Below are 18,286 nucleotides of genomic sequence, written 5' to 3' on the forward strand. Positions count from 1 at the left end.
AAATCCTGTTGCCCCGGTTTCGGTCCAGGGTGCTTACAATTCGGTGCTTACGATTCGGTATGGCCGCTGATGCGCTGGCCCCAGGCCTTGGCGGTGGCGCACAGTTGCGCTTCATCCAGGCGGGTCAGGCGGCGGTCGTCGAGCAGTTGCTTGCCGGCGACCCAAAGGTGTTTCACGCAGTCGCGGCCAGTGGCATAGATCAGTTGCGAAACCGGGTCGTAGACCGGTTGCTGTGCCAGGCCCGACAGGTCGAACGCAACGATGTCCGCCGCTTTGCCGACTTCCAGCGAACCCGTTTCAGCTTCGATCCCCAGCGCACGGGCGCCGTTGAGCGTGGCCATGCGCAGGGCGCGATGGGCGTCCAGCGCGGTGGCCGAGCCGGCGACTGCTTTGGCCAGCAACGCAGCGGTGCGGGTTTCGCCGAGCAGATCGAGGTCATTATTGCTGGCCGCGCCATCGGTGCCGACGGCCACATTGACCCCGGCCTGCCACAAGCGCTCGACCGGGCAGAAACCGCTGGCCAGCTTCAGGTTCGACTCCGGGCAATGAATCACGTTGGTGTTACTTTCTACCAGCAGCACCAGGTCTTCATCGCTGATCTGGGTCATGTGAACGGCCTGGAGGCGCGGCCCGAGCAGGCCCAGGCGGCCGAGGCGGGCCAGCGGGCGTTCGCCGCACTGCTCGACCGACTGCGCTACTTCAAAAGCGGTTTCGTGGACGTGCATATGAATCGAGGCGTCAAGCTCTTCGGCGATCACCCGGATTTTTTCCAGGGTTTCGTCGCCCACGGTGTAGGGTGCATGAGGCCCAAAGGTAATTTTGATCCGCTCGTGATGCTTGAGATCGCCAAATAATTCGACGCCCTGACGAATGGCTTCATCCGCCGTGGCGGCGCCTGGAATCGGGAAATCGAGGATGGGAATGGCGATCTGGGCGCGAATGCCGCTGTTATGGACGCGTTCGCTGGCGACCTTCGGGAAGAAATACATGTCGGAGAAACAGGTGATGCCGCCTTTGATCTGCTCGGCAATGGCCAGGTCAGTGCCGTCGCGTACAAACGCTTCGTCTACCCATTTAGCTTCGGCCGGCCAGATGTGCTTTTCCAGCCAGGTCATCAGCGGCAGATCATCGGCCAACCCGCGGAACAGCGTCATTGCCGCATGCCCGTGGGCGTTGATCAGGCCGGGGGCGAGCAACATGTCCGGCAATTCGCGGATTTCGGTTGCATTAAGCTTCAAGCCTGCCGCGCGCGGGCCGATGAATACGATACGACCGTCGCGGATGCCCAGGGCATGCTCTTTAAGGACCACGCCAGCCGGTTCGACGGGTACCAGCCAGGTCGGCAGCAATAATAGGTCGAGCGCAGCGGTGGGGGTCGGCATCGAAAGTCGGTTCCAGTGCTTTTGTAAAGGATGGCGAAGTATACCCGAGCGTCTTCGCGGGGGGATCGCTATAATCGGCGGCTTTTGTTCATGAGTGCGGGGTAAGTGGATGCGCGATCGACTGTTGGCTGCGGAGAAGGTGAAGGCCATCGATTGGCGTGATGGCGCCCTGTATCTGCTGGATCAGCGTATTTTGCCGTTCGAGGAAACCTGGATCGCCTACACCAGCGCTGCGGGTGTGGCCGAAGCCATTCGCTCGATGGTGGTGCGTGGCGCGCCGGCCATTGGCATCAGTGCGGCGTATGCCATGGTGCTGTCAGCCCGCGCCCGAATTGCCGAGGGCGGTGACTGGCAGGTGGCGTGGGAAGAGGATTACGCGTTACTGGCCGATTCCCGTCCAACAGCGGTTAATCTGTTCTGGGCCTTGAGTCGCATGCGTGACCGCCTGGACCGCCTCAAGGGAGACGCGGACCCTCTGGCAGCGCTGGAGGCCGAAGCCATCGCGATCCATGAAAGTGATCGCGAAGCCAACCTGACCATGGCCCAACTGGGTGTCGACCTGATCCGCAAGCATCAGGGCAACGCCCAGGCAATCCTCACGCACTGCAACACCGGCGCACTGGCCACCGGCGGCTTCGGCACAGCGCTGGGGGTGATTCGCGGGGCTTTCATCGAGGGCATGGTCGAACGCGTCTATGCCGACGAAACCCGGCCGTGGCTACAAGGTTCGCGATTGACCGCATGGGAATTGGCCAATGAAGGCATTCCTGTGACCCTCAATGCCGATTCCGCCGCCGCGCACATCATGAAAACCAAAGGCGTGACCTGGGTGATCGTTGGCGCCGACCGCATCACCGCCAATGGCGACGTGGCGAACAAGATCGGCACCTACCAACTGGCGGTCAACGCCATGCATCACGGCGTGCGCTTCATGGTGGTTGCGCCGAGTTCGACCATCGACATGAACCTCGCCAGCGGCGACGAAATCCCCATCGAAGAGCGCGATGGCCGCGAGTTGCTGGAAGTCGGCGGCAAGCGGGTGGGGGCGGATGTCGATGCGTTCAACCCGGTGTTCGACGTGACGCCTGCGGATTTGATCGACGCGATCGTTACCGAAAAAGGCATCGTCGAACGGCCGGATACCGCGAAAATGGCGCAGTTGATGTGCCGTAAGCGTCTGCATTAAAGATATCTGGCGCCTGATAAATTGCCTTCGCGGGCAAGCCCGCTCCCACAGGAATCTGTGTCGAACCGAAAATCTCGGGGCGTGCAGCGATCCCTGTGGGAGCGGGCTTGCCCGCGATTAGGCCCTGAATGTCAATGAAGCAAGCCGAATCTGCCCTGAATTCTCCATTCAACACGGCTCTAAGCCCCTCTCGTCTCTTTCAAGCCTGTCACCGGTCAACTTACTATGCTCCATGCGCATCTGGGGGATAGGTGCGTGGCGGCTCTTGTGATAACATCCGGCGGTTTCCAGGGTAGCCTGATGTGGCTGCCTTTACTGCGCAGATCCATGGCATAACTCGTTGATTTGTCGTAAGTCGGTGCATGGCACTCAGTCTGCATCGGCGAGCTTCGTTCGTCCCATATGGATGTGACGAAGTTTCACCAGAAAAAGGAATCAGGCTTCTCATGGGCGAACTGGCCAAAGAAATCCTCCCGGTCAATATCGAAGACGAGCTGAAGCAGTCCTACCTCGACTACGCGATGAGCGTAATTGTCGGGCGGGCACTGCCGGATGCGCGCGATGGCTTGAAGCCCGTGCACCGGCGTGTGCTGTTCGCGATGAGCGAGCTGGGCAACGACTTCAACAAGCCGTACAAGAAATCTGCCCGTGTTGTCGGTGACGTGATCGGTAAGTATCACCCTCACGGTGATACCGCGGTGTACGACACCATCGTTCGGATGGCGCAGCCATTCTCGCTGCGTTACCTGCTGGTAGACGGTCAGGGCAACTTCGGTTCGGTGGACGGCGACAACGCCGCGGCCATGCGATACACCGAAGTGCGCATGACCAAGCTGGCACACGAGCTGCTGGCTGACCTGCACAAAGAAACCGTGGACTGGGTGCCGAACTACGACGGCACCGAAATGATCCCGGCGGTCATGCCGACCCGTATTCCCAACCTGCTGGTCAACGGCTCCAGCGGTATCGCCGTGGGCATGGCGACCAACATTCCGCCGCACAACCTCGGTGAAGTCATCGACGGTTGCCTGGCACTCATCGACAATCCGGAACTGACCGTCGATGAGCTGATGCAATACATCCCCGGTCCAGACTTCCCGACCGCTGCGATCATCAACGGTCGCGCCGGCATCATCGAAGCCTACCGCACCGGTCGCGGGCGCATTTACATGCGTGCCCGCTCGATGATCGAAGACATCGACAAGGTCGGTGGTCGCCAGCAGATCGTCATCACCGAACTCCCTTACCAGCTGAACAAGGCGCGTCTGATCGAGAAGATCGCCGAGCTGGTAAAAGAGAAGAAGCTCGAAGGCATCACCGAGCTGCGCGACGAGTCCGACAAGGACGGTATGCGCGTCGTGATCGAATTGCGTCGCGGTGAAGTGCCTGAGGTGATCCTCAACAACCTCTACGCCCAGACCCAGCTGCAAGCAGTGTTCGGTATCAACATCGTCGCGCTGATCGACGGCCGTCCGCGGATCCTGAACCTCAAGGACCTGCTGGAAGCCTTCGTTCGTCACCGTCGCGAAGTGGTTACCCGCCGTACCGTGTTCGAGCTGCGTAAAGCGCGCGAACGTGGCCACATTCTGGAAGGTCAAGCGGTTGCCCTGTCGAACATCGACCCGGTCATCGCCCTGATCAAGGCCTCGCCAACGCCGTCGGAAGCCAAGGAAGCGCTGATCAAGACTGCGTGGGAATCTTCCGCTGTAGTTGCGATGGTTGAGCGTGCCGGTGCCGATTCGTGCCGTCCAGAGACTCTGGACCCGCAATACGGTCTGCGCGAGGGCAAGTACTTCCTGTCGCCAGAGCAGGCGCAAGCCATTCTGGAACTGCGTCTGCACCGTCTGACCGGTCTGGAACACGAAAAGCTGCTGGCCGAGTATCAAGAGATCCTCAACCAGATCGGCGAGCTGATCCGCATCCTCAGCAGCGCCACGCGCCTGATGGAAGTGATCCGCGAAGAGCTGGAAGTGATCCGCGCCGAATACGGCGATGTGCGTCGCACCGAGATTCTCGATGCCCGTCTCGACCTGACCCTGGGCGACATGATCCCGGAAGAAGAGCGCGTCGTGACCATTTCCCACGGTGGCTACGCCAAGACCCAGCCATTGGCTGCGTACCAGGCTCAGCGTCGTGGTGGTAAAGGCAAGTCGGCCACCGGCGTCAAGGATGAGGACTACATTGCTCACCTGCTGGTTGCCAACAGCCACACCACGCTGTTGCTGTTCTCCAGCAAAGGCAAAGTGTACTGGCTGAAGACCTACGAAATTCCGGAAGCATCCCGCGCTGCCCGTGGTCGTCCGCTGGTCAACCTGCTGCCGCTGGACAGTGATGAATACATCACCACCATGCTGCCGGTCGAGGAATACACCGAAGGTCACTTCATCTTCATGGCCACTGCTAAAGGCACCGTGAAGAAGACCCCGCTGGAATCCTTCAGCCGCCAGCGCAGCGTCGGTCTGATCGCGCTGGAGCTGGACGAAGGTGACGTACTGATCTCTGCCGCCATTACTGATGGCGAACGTGAAGTCATGCTGTTCTCCGACGGTGGCAAGGTCACTCGCTTCAAGGAAACCGACGTTCGCGCCATGGGCCGTACCGCTCGGGGTGTCCGCGGTATGCGTCTGCCGGAAGGCCAGAAGCTGATTTCCATGCTGATCCCGGAAGAAGGCAGCCAGATCCTCACCGCTTCGGCGCGTGGTTTCGGCAAGCGCACCGCGATCACCGAGTTCCCTGAGTACAAGCGTGGCGGTCAGGGCGTTATCGCCATGGTCAGCAACGAGCGTAACGGCCGTCTGGTCGGCGCGGTTCAGGTGCTCGACGGCGAAGAAATCATGCTGATTTCCGACCAGGGTACTTTGGTTCGTACCCGTGTCGACGAAGTCTCCAGCCTGGGTCGTAACACCCAGGGCGTGACCCTGATCAAGCTGGCCAGCGATGAAACGCTGGTAGGCCTGGAGCGGGTTCAAGAGCCATCGGAAGTCGAAGGCGAAGAGCTGGAAGGCGAAGGGCTCGAAGGTGAAGAGGGTGCAGTGTTCGACGGTGAGGTCGTGATCGACGACGTTGCCGAAGACCAGCAACTCGACGCCGCCGCTGACGAAGAGCCACAAGAGTAAGCGGGCAAGCAGGGGGCGGATGAAAATTCGCCCCCTTGTTGTTTGTCCCTTTTGAAAATTTGCGACACTGCACAGGATCGTTCCCACGCTCTGCGTGGGAATGCCGCTCGGGACGCTCCGCGTCCCATGACGCAGAGCGTCATTGGATGCATTCCCACGCAGAGCGTGGGAACGATCATCCGCAGACCGAAAGATTTAAGTGACCACCAAATCAGAGCGAGATTGGATGTGAGCAAGAGAGCCTATAACTTCTGTGCCGGTCCTGCGGCGCTTCCCGAAGCTGTCCTGAAGCGCGCCCAGGGTGAACTCCTTGATTGGCACGGCAAGGGCCTGTCGGTCATGGAAATGAGCCATCGCAGCGATGAGTTCGTGTCCATTGCCACCAAGGCCGAGCAGGATCTGCGTGATCTGCTGAATATCCCCTCGAACTATAAAGTGCTGTTTCTGCAAGGTGGCGCGAGTCAGCAATTTGCTCAGATCCCTCTGAACCTGTTGCCGGAAAGCGGCACCGCCGACTATATCGACACCGGTATCTGGTCGCAGAAAGCTATCGAAGAAGCCTCGCGCTACGGCCACGTCAATGTTGCCGCCACCGCCAAGCCTTACGACTATTTCGCAATCCCCGGTCAAAACGAGTGGAGCCTGTCCAAAGACGCGGCCTACGTTCACTACGCACCGAACGAAACCATTGGCGGCCTGGAATTCCAATGGATTCCGGAAACCGGTGATGTGCCGCTGGTTGCCGACATGTCCTCGGACATTCTCTCGCGTCCGGTGGATGTTTCGCGCTTCGGCATGATCTACGCCGGGGCCCAGAAAAACATCGGCCCGAGTGGCCTCGTTGTCAACATCGTTCGCGAAGACCTGCTGGGTCACGCCCGCTCCATTTGCCCGACCATGCTCAACTACAAGGTCGCGGCCGATAACGGCTCGATGTACAACACCCCGCCAACCCTGGCCTGGTACCTGTCCGGTCTGGTGTTCGAGTGGCTGAAAGAGCAGGGTGGTATCGAAGCCATCGGCAAGCTCAATGAAGTGAAGCAGCGCACGCTGTATGACTTCATCGATGCCAGCGGCTTGTACAGCAACCCGATCAACAAATCGGACCGCTCGTGGATGAACGTACCGTTTCGTCTGGCCGACGATCGTCTCGACAAGCCGTTCCTGGCGGGTGCCGACGAACGTGGCCTGCTGAACCTCAAGGGCCACCGTTCCGTGGGTGGCATGCGTGCCTCCATCTATAACGCCGTCGATATCGTTGCGGTCAACGCACTGGTTTCGTACATGGCAGAGTTCGAGAAGGAACACGGTTAATGTCTGAGCAAGAACTCAAGGCACTGCGCCTGCGCATTGACGCTCTGGACGAAAAAGTCCTGGAGCTGATCAGTGAGCGCGCACGCTGCGCCCAGGAAGTTGCGCGAGTAAAGATGGCCTCGCTGGCCGAAGGCGAAGTGCCGGTGTTCTATCGTCCTGAGCGTGAAGCTCAGGTGCTCAAGCGCGTGATGGAGCGTAACCAGGGGCCGCTGGGCAACGAAGAGATGGCGCGGCTGTTCCGCGAAATCATGTCCTCGTGCCTGGCCCTCGAGCAGCCGCTGAAAGTGGCTTACCTCGGCCCTGAAGGGACCTTCACTCAGGCTGCAGCCATGAAGCATTTCGGCCATGCAGTGATCAGCAAGCCGATGGCTGCGATCGATGAAGTGTTCCGTGAAGTCGCGGCCGGTGCGGTGAACTTTGGCGTGGTCCCGGTGGAAAACTCCACCGAGGGCGCGGTCAACCACACCCTCGACAGCTTCCTCGAACACGACATGGTGATCTGTGGCGAAGTCGAGCTGCGCATCCACCATCACCTGTTGGTGGGTGAAAACACCAAGACCGACAGCATCAGCCGCATCTATTCCCACGCCCAGTCCCTGGCCCAGTGCCGCAAGTGGCTGGACGCCCATTACCCGAATGTCGAGCGCGTGGCGGTTTCGAGCAACGCCGAAGCGGCCAAACGGGTCAAGGGTGAGTGGAACTCGGCGGCGATCGCCGGCGACATGGCCGCCGGTCTGTACGGGTTGACTCGTCTGGCCGAAAAAATCGAGGATCGTCCGGACAACTCCACGCGATTCCTGATGATCGGCAGCCAGGAAGTGCCGCCGACCGGCGACGACAAGACCTCGATCATTGTTTCCATGAGCAACAAACCCGGCGCGCTCCACGAGCTGCTGGTGCCGTTCCATGACAACGGCATCGACCTGACGCGCATCGAGACCCGTCCGTCGCGCAGCGGTAAATGGACCTACGTGTTCTTCATCGACTTCGTCGGCCACCATCGCGATCCGCTGATCAAAGGTGTGCTGGAAAAGATCAGTCAGGAAGCAGTGGCACTCAAAGTGCTGGGTTCCTACCCGAAAGCAGTTCTCTAAGGGCGGTAGCAAATGAGTGGCAACTTCCTCGCTCTGGCACAGCCGGGCGTGCAACAACTTTCGCCTTACGTTCCGGGCAAACCCGTGGACGAACTGGCCCGTGAGCTGAACCTCGATCCGGCCAATATCGTCAAACTGGCGAGCAACGAAAACCCGTTGGGCGCCAGTCCCAAGGCGCTGGCAGCGATTCGCGAAGCGCTGACCGAGCTGACCCGCTATCCGGACGGCAACGGTTTTGCGCTCAAGACCCTGCTGGCCGATCAGTGCCGCGTCGAGCTGAACCAGGTAACGTTGGGCAACGGCTCCAACGACATTCTGGAGCTGGTGGCGCGTGCTTATCTGGCGCCAGGCCTGAACGCGGTGTTCAGCGCTCATGCGTTTGCGGTCTATCCGATCGTCACCCAAGCCGTCGGTGCCCAGGCAAAAGTGATCCCGGCCAAAGACTGGGGTCATGATCTGTCGGCCATGCTGGCCGCGATCGATGCCGATACTCGCGTGGTGTTCATCGCCAATCCGAACAACCCGACCGGGACCTGGTTCGACGCCCAGGCGCTGGATGATTTCCTGCAGGACGTACCGGCCCATGTGCTGGTGGTGCTGGACGAGGCCTACATCGAATACGCCGAAGGCAGCGACTTGCCGGATGGCCTGGATTATCTGGCCGCTTATCCGAACCTGCTGGTCTCGCGCACTTTCTCCAAGGCCTATGGCCTGGCGTCGCTGCGGGTCGGTTACGGCTTGTCCTCGGCCATCGTCGCCGATGTGCTGAATCGCGTGCGTCAGCCATTCAACGTCAACAGCCTCGCACTGGCCGCCGCGTGTGCCGCGTTGCAAGACGTCGAGTACCTGGCCGAAAGCCGTCGCCTGAACGAATCCGGCATGCAGCAGTTGCAAGCGGGTTTCCGTGAGCTGGGGCTGAGCTGGATTCCATCCAAGGGCAACTTCATCTGTGTCGATCTGGGTCGCGTTGCGGCGCCAGTGTTTGAGGGGTTGCTGCGCGAAGGCGTGATTGTGCGTCCGGTGGCCAACTATGGCATGCCGAACCACCTGCGTATCACCATCGGTTTGCCGGCTGAAAACAGCCGCTTCCTCGAGGCGCTGACCAAGGTTATGGCTCGTGGTTGATGTCGCTGCGCTGCAATCTGCGCAACCTATGATCGGTCGCCTGGTGGTGGTCGGCCTGGGGCTGATCGGCGGTTCGTTTGCCAAAGGCTTGCGTGAAAGCGGTCTGTGCCGCGAAGTGGTCGGGGTCGATCTCGACCCGCAGTCGCGCAAGCTGGCGGTCGAGTTGGGCGTGGTCGATCGCTGCGAAGAAGATCTGGCTAAGGCCTGCCAGGGCGCTGACGTGATTCAGCTGGCGGTGCCGATCCTGGCCATGGAGAAATTGCTCGCGCTGTTGGCGGGCATGGATCTGGGGCAAGCGATTCTGACCGACGTCGGTAGCGCCAAGGGCAATGTGGTGCGCGCGGCGACCGAGGCGTTTGGCGGCATGCCGGCGCGTTTTGTGCCGGGGCATCCGATTGCCGGTTCCGAGCAGAGTGGGGTGGAAGCCTCCAATGCCGAACTGTTCCGCCGCCATAAAGTGATTCTGACGCCGCTGGATCAGACCGATCCGGCCGCGTTGGCAGTGGTTGACCGGTTGTGGCGCGAACTGGGCGCCGACGTCGAGCACATGCAGGTCGAGCGTCACGACGAAGTGTTGGCGGCGACCAGCCATCTGCCGCACTTGCTGGCGTTCGGTTTGGTCGATTCGTTGGCCAAACGCAATGAAAATCTTGAGATCTTCCGTTACGCTGCGGGCGGTTTCCGCGATTTCACAAGAATCGCCGGTAGCGACCCGGTCATGTGGCACGACATCTTCCTCGCCAACCGCGAAGCTGTCCTGCGCACACTCGATACATTTCGCAGCGACCTCGACGCCTTGCGCGACGCGGTCGATGCAGGGGATGGGCACCAATTGTTGGGCGTGTTCACGCGCGCCCGGGTTGCCCGCGAGCATTTCAGTAAAATCCTGGCCCGCCGGGCCTATGTGGACGCTATGAATTCCAACGATCTGATTTTCCTGGCACAACCTGGTGGCCGCCTGACTGGGCGGATTCGTGTACCGGGCGACAAATCGATTTCCCACCGTTCGATCATGCTCGGTTCCCTGGCCGAAGGCGTCACCGAAGTGGAAGGTTTCCTCGAGGGCGAAGACGCTCTGGCGACCCTGCAAGCTTTCCGCGACATGGGCGTCGTCATCGAAGGTCCGCACCACGGTCGCGTGACCATTCACGGCGTCGGCCTGCATGGCCTGAAGCCTGCGCCGGGTCCGATCTATCTGGGCAACTCCGGCACCTCGATGCGTCTGCTGTCTGGCCTGTTGGCTGCGCAGAACTTCGACAGCACGCTGACCGGCGACGCTTCGCTGTCCAAGCGTCCGATGAATCGCGTGGCCAATCCGCTGCGTGAAATGGGTGCCGTGATCGAGACCGCCGCTGAAGGTCGTCCACCGATGACCATTCGTGGCGGCAACAAGCTCAAGGGCCTGACTTACACCATGCCAATGGCCAGCGCCCAGGTTAAATCCTGCCTGTTGCTGGCGGGGCTGTATGCCGAAGGCAAGACCACCGTCACCGAGCCGGCACCGACTCGCGACCACACCGAGCGCATGCTGCGCGGCTTCGGCTACCCGGTGACCGTCAACGGCGCGACTGCCTCGGTCGAGTCCGGCCACAAGTTGACCGCGACCCACATTGAAGTACCGGGCGATATTTCGTCGTCGGCGTTCTTCCTGGTGGCCGCATCGATTGCCGAAGGTTCGGAGCTGGTGCTTGAGCACGTCGGCATCAACCCGACCCGTACCGGCGTGATCGACATCCTGCGCCTGATGGGCGCTGACATCACCCTGGAAAACCAGCGTGAGGTCGGCGGCGAACCGGTAGCGGACCTGCGCGTGCGGGCAGCTAAACTCAAAGGTATCGAGATCCCTGAGGCGCTGGTTCCACTGGCTATCGACGAGTTCCCGGTGCTGTTCGTGGCCGCTGCATGTGCCGAAGGGCGCACCGTGCTGCGCGGTGCCGAAGAGCTGCGCGTGAAGGAGTCGGACCGGATCCAGGTGATGGCGGATGGTCTGTTGGCGTTGGGCGTCAAGTGCGAGCCAACCCCGGACGGTCTCATCATCGACGGCGGCCAGATCGGCGGCGGCGAAGTGCACGGTCACGGCGATCACCGGATTGCCATGGCCTTCAGCGTGGCTTCTTTGCGCGCTAGCGCACCGATCCGCATCCACGATTGCGCCAACGTTGCGACCTCGTTCCCGAACTTCCTTGCGCTGTGCGCGCAGGTCGGTATCCGTGTTGCACAAGAGGCTCAGTCGTGATCAGCATCGCACCGGTCATCACCATTGATGGGCCAAGCGGCTCTGGCAAGGGCACAGTCGCCGGGATGCTGGCCAAGCGCCTTGGGTGGAACCTGCTGGATTCCGGTGCGCTTTATCGATTGCTGGCTTTCGCGGCGCATAACCATGGCGTCGATCTGACGAACGAAGAACTGCTTAAAAAACTCGCCGCTCATCTGGATGTGCAGTTCATCGCGGCGACCGATGGTCAGCTGCAGCGCATTATTCTGGAAGGTGATGAAGTCAGCGACGTCATCCGCACCGAAAGCATCGGCTCGGGCGCCTCGCAGGTTGCTGCGTTGCCCGCCGTTCGTGAGGCGCTGCTACAGCGCCAGCGGGCCTTTCAGGAGCCACCGGGTCTGGTGGCCGATGGTCGCGACATGGGCACTGTGGTATTTCCCGACGCGCCATTGAAGATTTTCCTGACCGCCAGTGCCGAAGAGCGTGCGCGCCGTCGATACTTGCAGTTGAAGGGCAAAGTCGATGGTGTTAGTCTGTCGAGTCTGCTAGATGAGATACGTGCGCGCGATGAGCGTGACACCCAGCGAGCGGTAGCCCCGCTCAAACCGGCGGCTGACGCCATACAGCTGGATTCCACGGAATTATCCATCGATCAGGTGCTGGAACGCATCATGAGTGAAATCGCCATTCGCGATATCGCCGGGTGACCAAGAAGGCCGCAGGGGACCAGTCATAGTCCTGCGGTGGCTTCTTTTAAATGAAACTGACCCACACCGTCTGGGGTGTGGAGATGGGCGTATCCTTCGCCCTTATTCAACAGGAATTAAAATGAGCGAAAGCTTTGCGGAACTCTTTGAAGAAAGCCTAAAAACCCTGAACCTTCAGGCAGGCTCCATCATCACCGGTGTTATCGTTGATATCGATTACCAAGCTCGCTGGGTAACCGTTCACGCTGGCCTGAAGTCTGAAGCACTCATCCCGCTTGAGCAGTTCTACAACGATGCTGGCGAACTGACTATCAACGTCGGTGACGAAGTTCACGTTGCTCTGGACTCGGTTGAAGACGGCTTTGGTGAAACCAAGCTGTCCCGTGAAAAAGCCAAGCGCGCTGAATGCTGGATTGTTCTGGAAGCAGCCTTCGCAGCCGAAGAAGTGGTCAAGGGCGTTATCAACGGTAAGGTTAAAGGCGGCTTCACTGTCGACGTTAACGGCATCCGTGCGTTCCTGCCAGGTTCTCTGGTTGACGTTCGTCCAGTGCGCGACACCACGCACCTGGAAGGCAAAGAGCTGGAATTCAAGGTCATCAAGCTCGACCAGAAACGCAACAACGTTGTCGTTTCCCGTCGCAGCGTCCTCGAAGCCGAGAACTCCGCCGAGCGTGAAGCTCTGCTGGAATCCCTGCAGGAAGGCCAACAAGTCAAAGGTATCGTCAAGAACCTCACCGATTACGGCGCATTCGTCGATCTGGGTGGCGTCGATGGCCTGCTGCACATTACCGACATGGCTTGGAAACGTATCAAGCATCCTTCTGAAATCGTCAACGTTGGCGACGAGATCGATGTCAAGGTTCTGAAGTACGATCGCGAACGCAATCGTGTTTCCCTGGGCCTGAAGCAACTGGGCGAAGATCCATGGGTTGCTATCAAAGCCCGTTACCCAGAAAGCACTCGCGTTACCGCTCGTGTAACCAACCTGACCGACTACGGCTGCTTCGCTGAGCTGGAAGAAGGCGTTGAAGGCCTGGTACACGTTTCCGAAATGGACTGGACCAACAAGAACATCCACCCTTCGAAAGTCGTACAAGTCGGCGACGAAGTGGAAGTTATGGTTCTGGACATCGACGAAGAGCGTCGTCGTATCTCCCTCGGCATCAAGCAGTGCAAATCTAACCCATGGGAAGATTTCTCTGGCCAGTTCAACAAGGGCGATAAAATCTCCGGCACCATCAAGTCGATCACCGATTTCGGTATCTTCATTGGTCTGGACGGCGGCATCGACGGTCTGGTTCACCTGTCCGACATCTCCTGGAACGAAGTGGGCGAAGAAGCCGTTCGCCGCTTCAAGAAGGGCGACGAGCTGGACACCGTTATCCTGTCGGTTGACCCAGAGCGCGAGCGCATCTCCCTGGGTATCAAGCAACTGGAAAGCGATCCGTTCTCCGAGTACGTTCAAGAGAACGACAAAGGCGCCATCGTTAAAGGCATCGTGAAAGAAGTTGACGCTAAAGGCGCCATCATCACTCTGGCCGACGATATCGAAGCGACTCTGAAAGCCTCCGAAATCAGCCGTGACCGCGTTGAAGACGCGCGCAACGTTCTGAAAGAAGGCGAAGAAGTAGAAGCCAAGATCATCAGCGTTGACCGCAAGAGCCGTGTAATCCAGCTCTCCATCAAGTCGAAAGACGTTGAAGACGAGAAAGAAGCCATCCAAAGCTTGAAAGACAAGCCTTCGGATAGCATCGCTGCTGGTCCTACCACTCTGGGCGACCTGTTGCGTGCACAAATGGAAAAACAGAACTAAGTTCTGTCAGACCATAGAAAAAGGGCGACTTCGGTCGCCCTTTTTTGCGTCTGCGATTTGATGAATCTCAAGCGTGCTGACGCTGCGATATTTCTTTCGTGAAACCAATGATCTACATAAGTTGTCTGTAGCTTCATACAGGTCAATCGTCTATTCAAGGCTAGGCTTAGTCTGAAGTGAACGACCGCTGGGCAATGCGCCCGGCATAAGGAAATAAATGAACAAGCTCATTGTCGTGATAGCAGTACTGACATTGGCGGGCTGTACCACCAATGCCAAGACTCATGCGGTACGAGGAGTCAGTGGCATAGAGATCGATTGTTCAGGGTTGGGCTCCGGATGGGAGAGGTGTCACAAGAGAGCTGCCAAGGAATGCAAGGGCGCAGGCTATAAAGTCATCGTAAGGTCCGATGACGCGAAAGAGGAAGATGAATTCCCTTTTGGCTTCAATCCCGCGGGTTATCTGACGCGTACCATGCTGGTTATCTGTAGGTGAGTGCTGGGTTTGAGCAGTGTTCCGATGTTCTGAAATCGGGCGCCTCATTGCAGAGAAAGATATGTCAAAACTCGGGCTGTTCAAATTTCTCCGGGCATGCTAAAACCTTTGAAGCGCTTTTCCTAGCTGCTTGAAAAAGAAGGGAAAAATATGACGAAGTCGGAGTTGATCGAACGAATTGTCACCCATCAAGGGCTGCTCTCATCCAAGGATGTGGAGCTGGCCATCAAGACCATGCTTGAGCAAATGTCCCAATGTCTGGCCACCGGTGATCGAATCGAGATCCGTGGTTTTGGCAGCTTCTCCCTGCACTATCGCGCACCGCGCGTAGGTCGCAATCCTAAAACCGGTCAGTCCGTCAGCCTCGACGGCAAGTTCGTTCCGCATTTCAAGCCAGGCAAAGAACTGCGCGATCGCGTGAACGAGGACGAGGAGGAAGGGCTTTGACAGCTGCTGCACTACAAGGAACCGCTGATGCATAACCTCAAGCGCGTACTTCTCGCTGTATTTGTCCTATTGCTCGTTCTAGCGATCCTGGCGTTCGTTCTTGAGAACCAGCAAGGCGTTGCACTGCTATTCTTGGGCTGGTCGGGTCCACAGTTGCCAGTATCGCTGGTCATGGTAATTGCGCTGTTGGTTGGCATGGTGATCGGGCCGATTCTCGGCTGGTTTCTGGGGCGTACGTCCAAAGCCTCACGCAAGCGCCTTGTCTGACTGCGACAAGCCCGTTGTGTGTATCGAGTTTGTGTCACAGCTTGTCCATATCCATTAGTAAAACCTTCATTAAGCTGTAAAATGCTGCGCTTGATCGATAGGGCATTCCCGAATCGGTTCAGACTGACTTTGTCAGAAGCCACGGCTGACTTTGATGGCTTTTGCATTCATGGATTTGACAGTGCGCGGTTGGCGGCCCTGTCAGCAACTTAAGGGTATGGTTTCGCGTGAAAATTCTAGTTACCGGCGGCGCCGGGTTTATCGGCTCGGCAGTCATTCGTCATATCATTTCCAACACTAACGACTCTGTCGTTAACGTCGATAAACTGACTTATGCCGGTAATCTTGAATCGTTGGCCGAAGTCAGCCAGAACTCGCGTTACGTGTTCGAACGCGTCGATATCTGCGACCGTGACCAAGTGGACCGTGTCCTGCGTGAACACCAACCGGATGCCATCATGCATCTGGTTGCAGAGTCCCACGTTGACCGCTCGATCTCCGGTCCGTCTGAATTCATCCAGACCAACATCATCGGCACTTACACCTTGCTGGAAGCTGCACGCCATTATTGGGCGGCACTGGATGATGCGCGTAAAGCCAACTTCCGCTTCCACCATATTTCCACCGACGAAGTCTACGGAGACCTCGAAGGTCCGGAAGACCTCTTCACCGAAACCACGCCGTACCAGCCAAGCTCGCCGTACTCGGCCAGCAAGGCCAGTTCCGATCACCTGGTTCGCGCCTGGGCTCGTACTTACGGCCTGCCAACCCTGGTCACCAACTGCTCGAACAACTACGGTCCGTGCCATTTCCCTGAGAAGTTGATCCCACTGATTATCCTCAATGCTCTGGAAGGCAAGCCGCTGCCGGTTTACGGCAAAGGCAATCAGGTCCGTGACTGGCTCTACGTCGAAGACCATGCCCGCGCACTGTACAAAGTCGTGACCGAAGGCGTCATTGGCGAGACCTACAACATCGGCGGACATAATGAGAAGCAAAACATCGAAGTGGTGCATACCCTGTGCGCACTGCTCGACGAACTGCGTCCTGACTCCGCTCATCGTCCACATGCCAGCCTGATCACCTACGTTCAGGATCGCCCGGGCCATGACCAGCGCTACGCAATCGACGCCAGCAAAATTCAGCGCGAGTTGGGTTGGACCCCGGAAGAAACTTTTGAAACCGGTATCCGCAAAACCGTCGAGTGGTACCTCAACAACACTGAATGGGTCGCTCACGTGAAGAGCGGCAGCTACCAGCAATGGATCGACCAGAACTACACGGATCGTTCGGACAAGGCATGAAAATCCTCCTGTTGGGAAAAAACGGCCAAGTGGGCTGGGAGCTGCAACGCGCCCTTGCGCCGCTGGGTGAATTGATCGCCCTGGATCGTCACCCGGTCGATGGTTTGAGCGGCGACCTGTCTGATCTCGATGCACTGCGCGCGACGATCCGTCAGGTCAAGCCCGACGTCATCGTCAACGCAGCGGCCTACACCGCCGTCGATAAAGCCGAGTCCGAAACTGAGCTGGCCGACCGTGTGAACGGTCAGGCGAGTCGGGTCATGGCTGAAGAAGCTGCATCCCTGGGTGCCTGGCTGATTCACTATTCGACCGACTACGTGTTCAGTGGTGAAGGTCTGAAGGCATGGCAAGAGACAGATGCCGTCGCCCCGGTGAATCACTACGGCGCGAGCAAACTGGCCGGTGAGCAAGCGATTACAGCCTCGGGCTGCAAGCACCTGATCTTCCGCACCAGCTGGGTCTATGGCGCGCGCGGCAACAACTTTGCCAAGACCATGCTGCGTCTGGCCAAGGACCGCGACACCCTGAGCGTCATCGCCGACCAGATCGGTGCCCCGACCGGCGCAGATTTGATTGCCGACGTGACGGCATTGGCCATTCAGCAAGTCATGCAACGTCCTGAACTGGCAGGCCTGTATCACCTGGCGGCCGCCGGCGAAGTGTCCTGGCACGGCTATGCCAGCCATGTGATTGGTTTTGCCAAAGCCAACGGTGAAGAGCTCGCCGTTACGTCGGTCAATCCGATAGACACAACTGCCTACCCAACACCGGCGCGTCGCCCTCTGAATTCACGGTTGAACACTCAGAAGCTGCGCGACAATTTTTCTCTGCACTTGCCGGATTGGCAAAGTGGTGTCACCCGAATGCTTACGGAAGTTCTGAACAAATGACCACGACAAATCGTAAAGGCATCATCCTCGCTGGCGGCTCGGGCACTCGTCTGCACCCGCTGACCCTCGGCGTGTCCAAACAGATGCTGCCGATCTACGACAAGCCGATGATCTTCTATCCGCTGTCGGTGCTGATGCTCGCCGGCATGCGCGAAATCCTGATTATCTCCACCCCTGAAGACCTGCCAAGTTTTCAAAAATTACTGGGTGACGGTAGCCTGTACGGCATCAAGCTGACCTACGCCGAGCAGCCTAGCCCGGACGGCCTGGCACAAGCCTTCATCATCGGCGAAGAATTCATCGGCAAGGATCCTTGCTGTCTGATCCTCGGCGACAACATCTTCTACGGTCAGCACTTCTCGGAAAACCTGCGCTCCGCCAGCACTCAAGAGCACGGCGCGACTGTATTTGGTTATCACGTGTCCGACCCGGAGCGTTTTGGTGTCGTCGAGTTCGACGCTGCCGGCCGCGCCTTGAGCATCGAAGAGAAGCCGCTGAAGCCGAAATCCAGCTACGCGGTGACTGGTCTGTACTTCTACGACAACCAGGTCGTCGAAATCGCCAAGAGCATCAAGCCATCCGCCCGTGGCGAGCTGGAAATCACTGACATTAACCGCGCGTACCTTGAGCAGAAGACCCTCAACGTCGAAATGCTTGGCCGTGGTTTCGCCTGGCTGGACACCGGTACCCATGATTCGCTGTTGGAAGCCAGTCACTTCGTGCACACCATTGAACAGCGTCAAGGCTTGAAGGTGGCTTGCCTTGAAGAGATCGCGTATCACAATGGCTGGATTACTGCCGAGCAGTTGGGTACTCAGGCTGATGCGCTGAAGAAGACTGGCTATGGTCAGTATCTGCAGAAGCTACTGGATTCGCCTTCCCACTGATTCGAAGGCTCAATCCTTTCGAACAGTGGCGATTAACCGGTCC

At 58.6% G+C, this 18,286-nt stretch carries 15 protein-coding genes; 14 read left to right on the forward strand and 1 reads right to left on the reverse strand.

Features of this window, described 5'->3' with window-relative positions; genetic code table 11:
• Window positions 1-47: 47 nt before the first annotated feature.
• Window positions 48-1,382 carry a TRZ/ATZ family hydrolase gene (locus tag AB4O41_RS24965; protein WP_460145073.1) on the reverse strand — a complete coding sequence of 445 codons (1,335 nt, stop codon included), beginning with the start codon at window positions 1,380-1,382 and terminating at the stop codon, window positions 48-50.
• 109 nt (window positions 1,383-1,491) lie between these two features.
• Between AB4O41_RS24965 and mtnA the strand changes: the two genes are divergently transcribed.
• The 14 genes from mtnA (at window position 1,492) to rfbA (ending at window position 18,243) form a co-directional block, all read left to right on the forward strand.
• Window positions 1,492-2,568, forward strand: a complete 1,077-nt coding sequence (gene mtnA / locus AB4O41_RS24970; protein ID WP_460145074.1) for an S-methyl-5-thioribose-1-phosphate isomerase — start codon at window positions 1,492-1,494, stop codon at window positions 2,566-2,568.
• Window positions 2,569-3,014: 446 nt separating this feature from the next.
• A complete protein-coding gene (gyrA, locus tag AB4O41_RS24975; protein ID WP_123723139.1) occupies window positions 3,015-5,684 on the forward strand; it encodes a DNA gyrase subunit A in 2,670 nt (889 codons plus the stop codon).
• 228 nt (window positions 5,685-5,912) lie between these two features.
• Entirely contained in the window at window positions 5,913-6,998 is a 1,086-nt protein-coding gene (gene serC, locus AB4O41_RS24980) for a 3-phosphoserine/phosphohydroxythreonine transaminase (RefSeq protein ID WP_460145076.1), read from the forward strand.
• The gene (gene pheA, locus AB4O41_RS24985; RefSeq protein WP_030128742.1) at window positions 6,998-8,092 is read left to right on the forward strand and encodes a prephenate dehydratase; all 1,095 of its coding nucleotides are present in this window, start codon (window positions 6,998-7,000) and stop codon (window positions 8,090-8,092) included. Before serC ends, pheA begins: the two co-directional genes overlap by 1 nt.
• Window positions 8,093-8,104: 12 nt before the next feature.
• Window positions 8,105-9,217, forward strand: a complete 1,113-nt coding sequence (hisC, locus tag AB4O41_RS24990) for a histidinol-phosphate transaminase (protein WP_063341135.1) — start codon at window positions 8,105-8,107, stop codon at window positions 9,215-9,217.
• A gap of 28 nt (window positions 9,218-9,245) precedes the next feature.
• Window positions 9,246-11,453 carry a bifunctional prephenate dehydrogenase/3-phosphoshikimate 1-carboxyvinyltransferase gene (locus tag AB4O41_RS24995; RefSeq protein ID WP_460148417.1) on the forward strand — a complete coding sequence of 736 codons (2,208 nt, stop codon included), beginning with the start codon at window positions 9,246-9,248 and terminating at the stop codon, window positions 11,451-11,453.
• The gene (gene cmk / locus AB4O41_RS25000) at window positions 11,450-12,139 is read left to right on the forward strand and encodes a (d)CMP kinase (protein ID WP_123494519.1); all 690 of its coding nucleotides are present in this window, start codon (window positions 11,450-11,452) and stop codon (window positions 12,137-12,139) included. The genes AB4O41_RS24995 and cmk overlap by 4 nt, the downstream gene beginning before the upstream one ends.
• Before the next feature lie 121 nt (window positions 12,140-12,260).
• Window positions 12,261-13,952, forward strand: coding sequence for a 30S ribosomal protein S1 (gene rpsA, locus AB4O41_RS25005; protein ID WP_008005961.1), 1,692 nt, complete (start codon window positions 12,261-12,263; stop codon window positions 13,950-13,952).
• 217 nt (window positions 13,953-14,169) lie between these two features.
• Window positions 14,170-14,448 (forward strand): hypothetical protein, encoded by a 279-nt coding sequence (locus AB4O41_RS25010; RefSeq protein WP_460145078.1) that lies wholly within the window; start codon window positions 14,170-14,172, stop codon window positions 14,446-14,448.
• A gap of 150 nt (window positions 14,449-14,598) precedes the next feature.
• Window positions 14,599-14,895, forward strand: a complete 297-nt coding sequence (gene ihfB / locus AB4O41_RS25015; protein ID WP_003369729.1) for an integration host factor subunit beta — start codon at window positions 14,599-14,601, stop codon at window positions 14,893-14,895.
• Window positions 14,896-14,922: 27 nt separating this feature from the next.
• Window positions 14,923-15,162 carry a LapA family protein gene (locus AB4O41_RS25020; protein WP_460145079.1) on the forward strand — a complete coding sequence of 80 codons (240 nt, stop codon included), beginning with the start codon at window positions 14,923-14,925 and terminating at the stop codon, window positions 15,160-15,162.
• 227 nt (window positions 15,163-15,389) lie between these two features.
• Window positions 15,390-16,466, forward strand: coding sequence for a dTDP-glucose 4,6-dehydratase (gene rfbB, locus AB4O41_RS25025; protein WP_460145080.1), 1,077 nt, complete (start codon window positions 15,390-15,392; stop codon window positions 16,464-16,466).
• The gene (gene rfbD, locus AB4O41_RS25030) at window positions 16,463-17,356 is read left to right on the forward strand and encodes a dTDP-4-dehydrorhamnose reductase (protein ID WP_460145081.1); all 894 of its coding nucleotides are present in this window, start codon (window positions 16,463-16,465) and stop codon (window positions 17,354-17,356) included. Before rfbB ends, rfbD begins: the two co-directional genes overlap by 4 nt.
• The gene (gene rfbA, locus AB4O41_RS25035; RefSeq protein ID WP_460145083.1) at window positions 17,353-18,243 is read left to right on the forward strand and encodes a glucose-1-phosphate thymidylyltransferase RfbA; all 891 of its coding nucleotides are present in this window, start codon (window positions 17,353-17,355) and stop codon (window positions 18,241-18,243) included. Before rfbD ends, rfbA begins: the two co-directional genes overlap by 4 nt.
• Window positions 18,244-18,286: the final 43 nt, after the last annotated feature.

This window comes from Pseudomonas sp. S2_A02, assembly GCF_054668495.1.

What these genes read in the sequence shown, in the direction of transcription:
- pheA (WP_030128742.1), top strand. Translation starts at nt 6,998, where the DNA reads ATGTCTGAGCAAGAACTCAAGGCACTGCGCCTGCGCATTGACGCTCTG.
- rpsA (WP_008005961.1), top strand. Translation starts at nt 12,261, where the DNA reads ATGAGCGAAAGCTTTGCGGAACTCTTTGAAGAAAGCCTAAAAACCCTG.
- AB4O41_RS25020 (WP_460145079.1), top strand. Translation starts at nt 14,923, where the DNA reads ATGCATAACCTCAAGCGCGTACTTCTCGCTGTATTTGTCCTATTGCTC.
- rfbD (WP_460145081.1), top strand. Translation starts at nt 16,463, where the DNA reads ATGAAAATCCTCCTGTTGGGAAAAAACGGCCAAGTGGGCTGGGAGCTG.
- ihfB (WP_003369729.1), top strand. Translation starts at nt 14,599, where the DNA reads ATGACGAAGTCGGAGTTGATCGAACGAATTGTCACCCATCAAGGGCTG.
- gyrA (WP_123723139.1), top strand. Translation starts at nt 3,015, where the DNA reads ATGGGCGAACTGGCCAAAGAAATCCTCCCGGTCAATATCGAAGACGAG.
- AB4O41_RS25010 (WP_460145078.1), top strand. Translation starts at nt 14,170, where the DNA reads ATGAACAAGCTCATTGTCGTGATAGCAGTACTGACATTGGCGGGCTGT.
- rfbA (WP_460145083.1), top strand. Translation starts at nt 17,353, where the DNA reads ATGACCACGACAAATCGTAAAGGCATCATCCTCGCTGGCGGCTCGGGC.
- AB4O41_RS24965 (WP_460145073.1), bottom strand. Translation starts at nt 1,382, where the DNA reads ATGCCGACCCCCACCGCTGCGCTCGACCTATTATTGCTGCCGACCTGG.
- hisC (WP_063341135.1), top strand. Translation starts at nt 8,105, where the DNA reads ATGAGTGGCAACTTCCTCGCTCTGGCACAGCCGGGCGTGCAACAACTT.
- AB4O41_RS24995 (WP_460148417.1), top strand. Translation starts at nt 9,246, where the DNA reads ATGATCGGTCGCCTGGTGGTGGTCGGCCTGGGGCTGATCGGCGGTTCG.
- mtnA (WP_460145074.1), top strand. Translation starts at nt 1,492, where the DNA reads ATGCGCGATCGACTGTTGGCTGCGGAGAAGGTGAAGGCCATCGATTGG.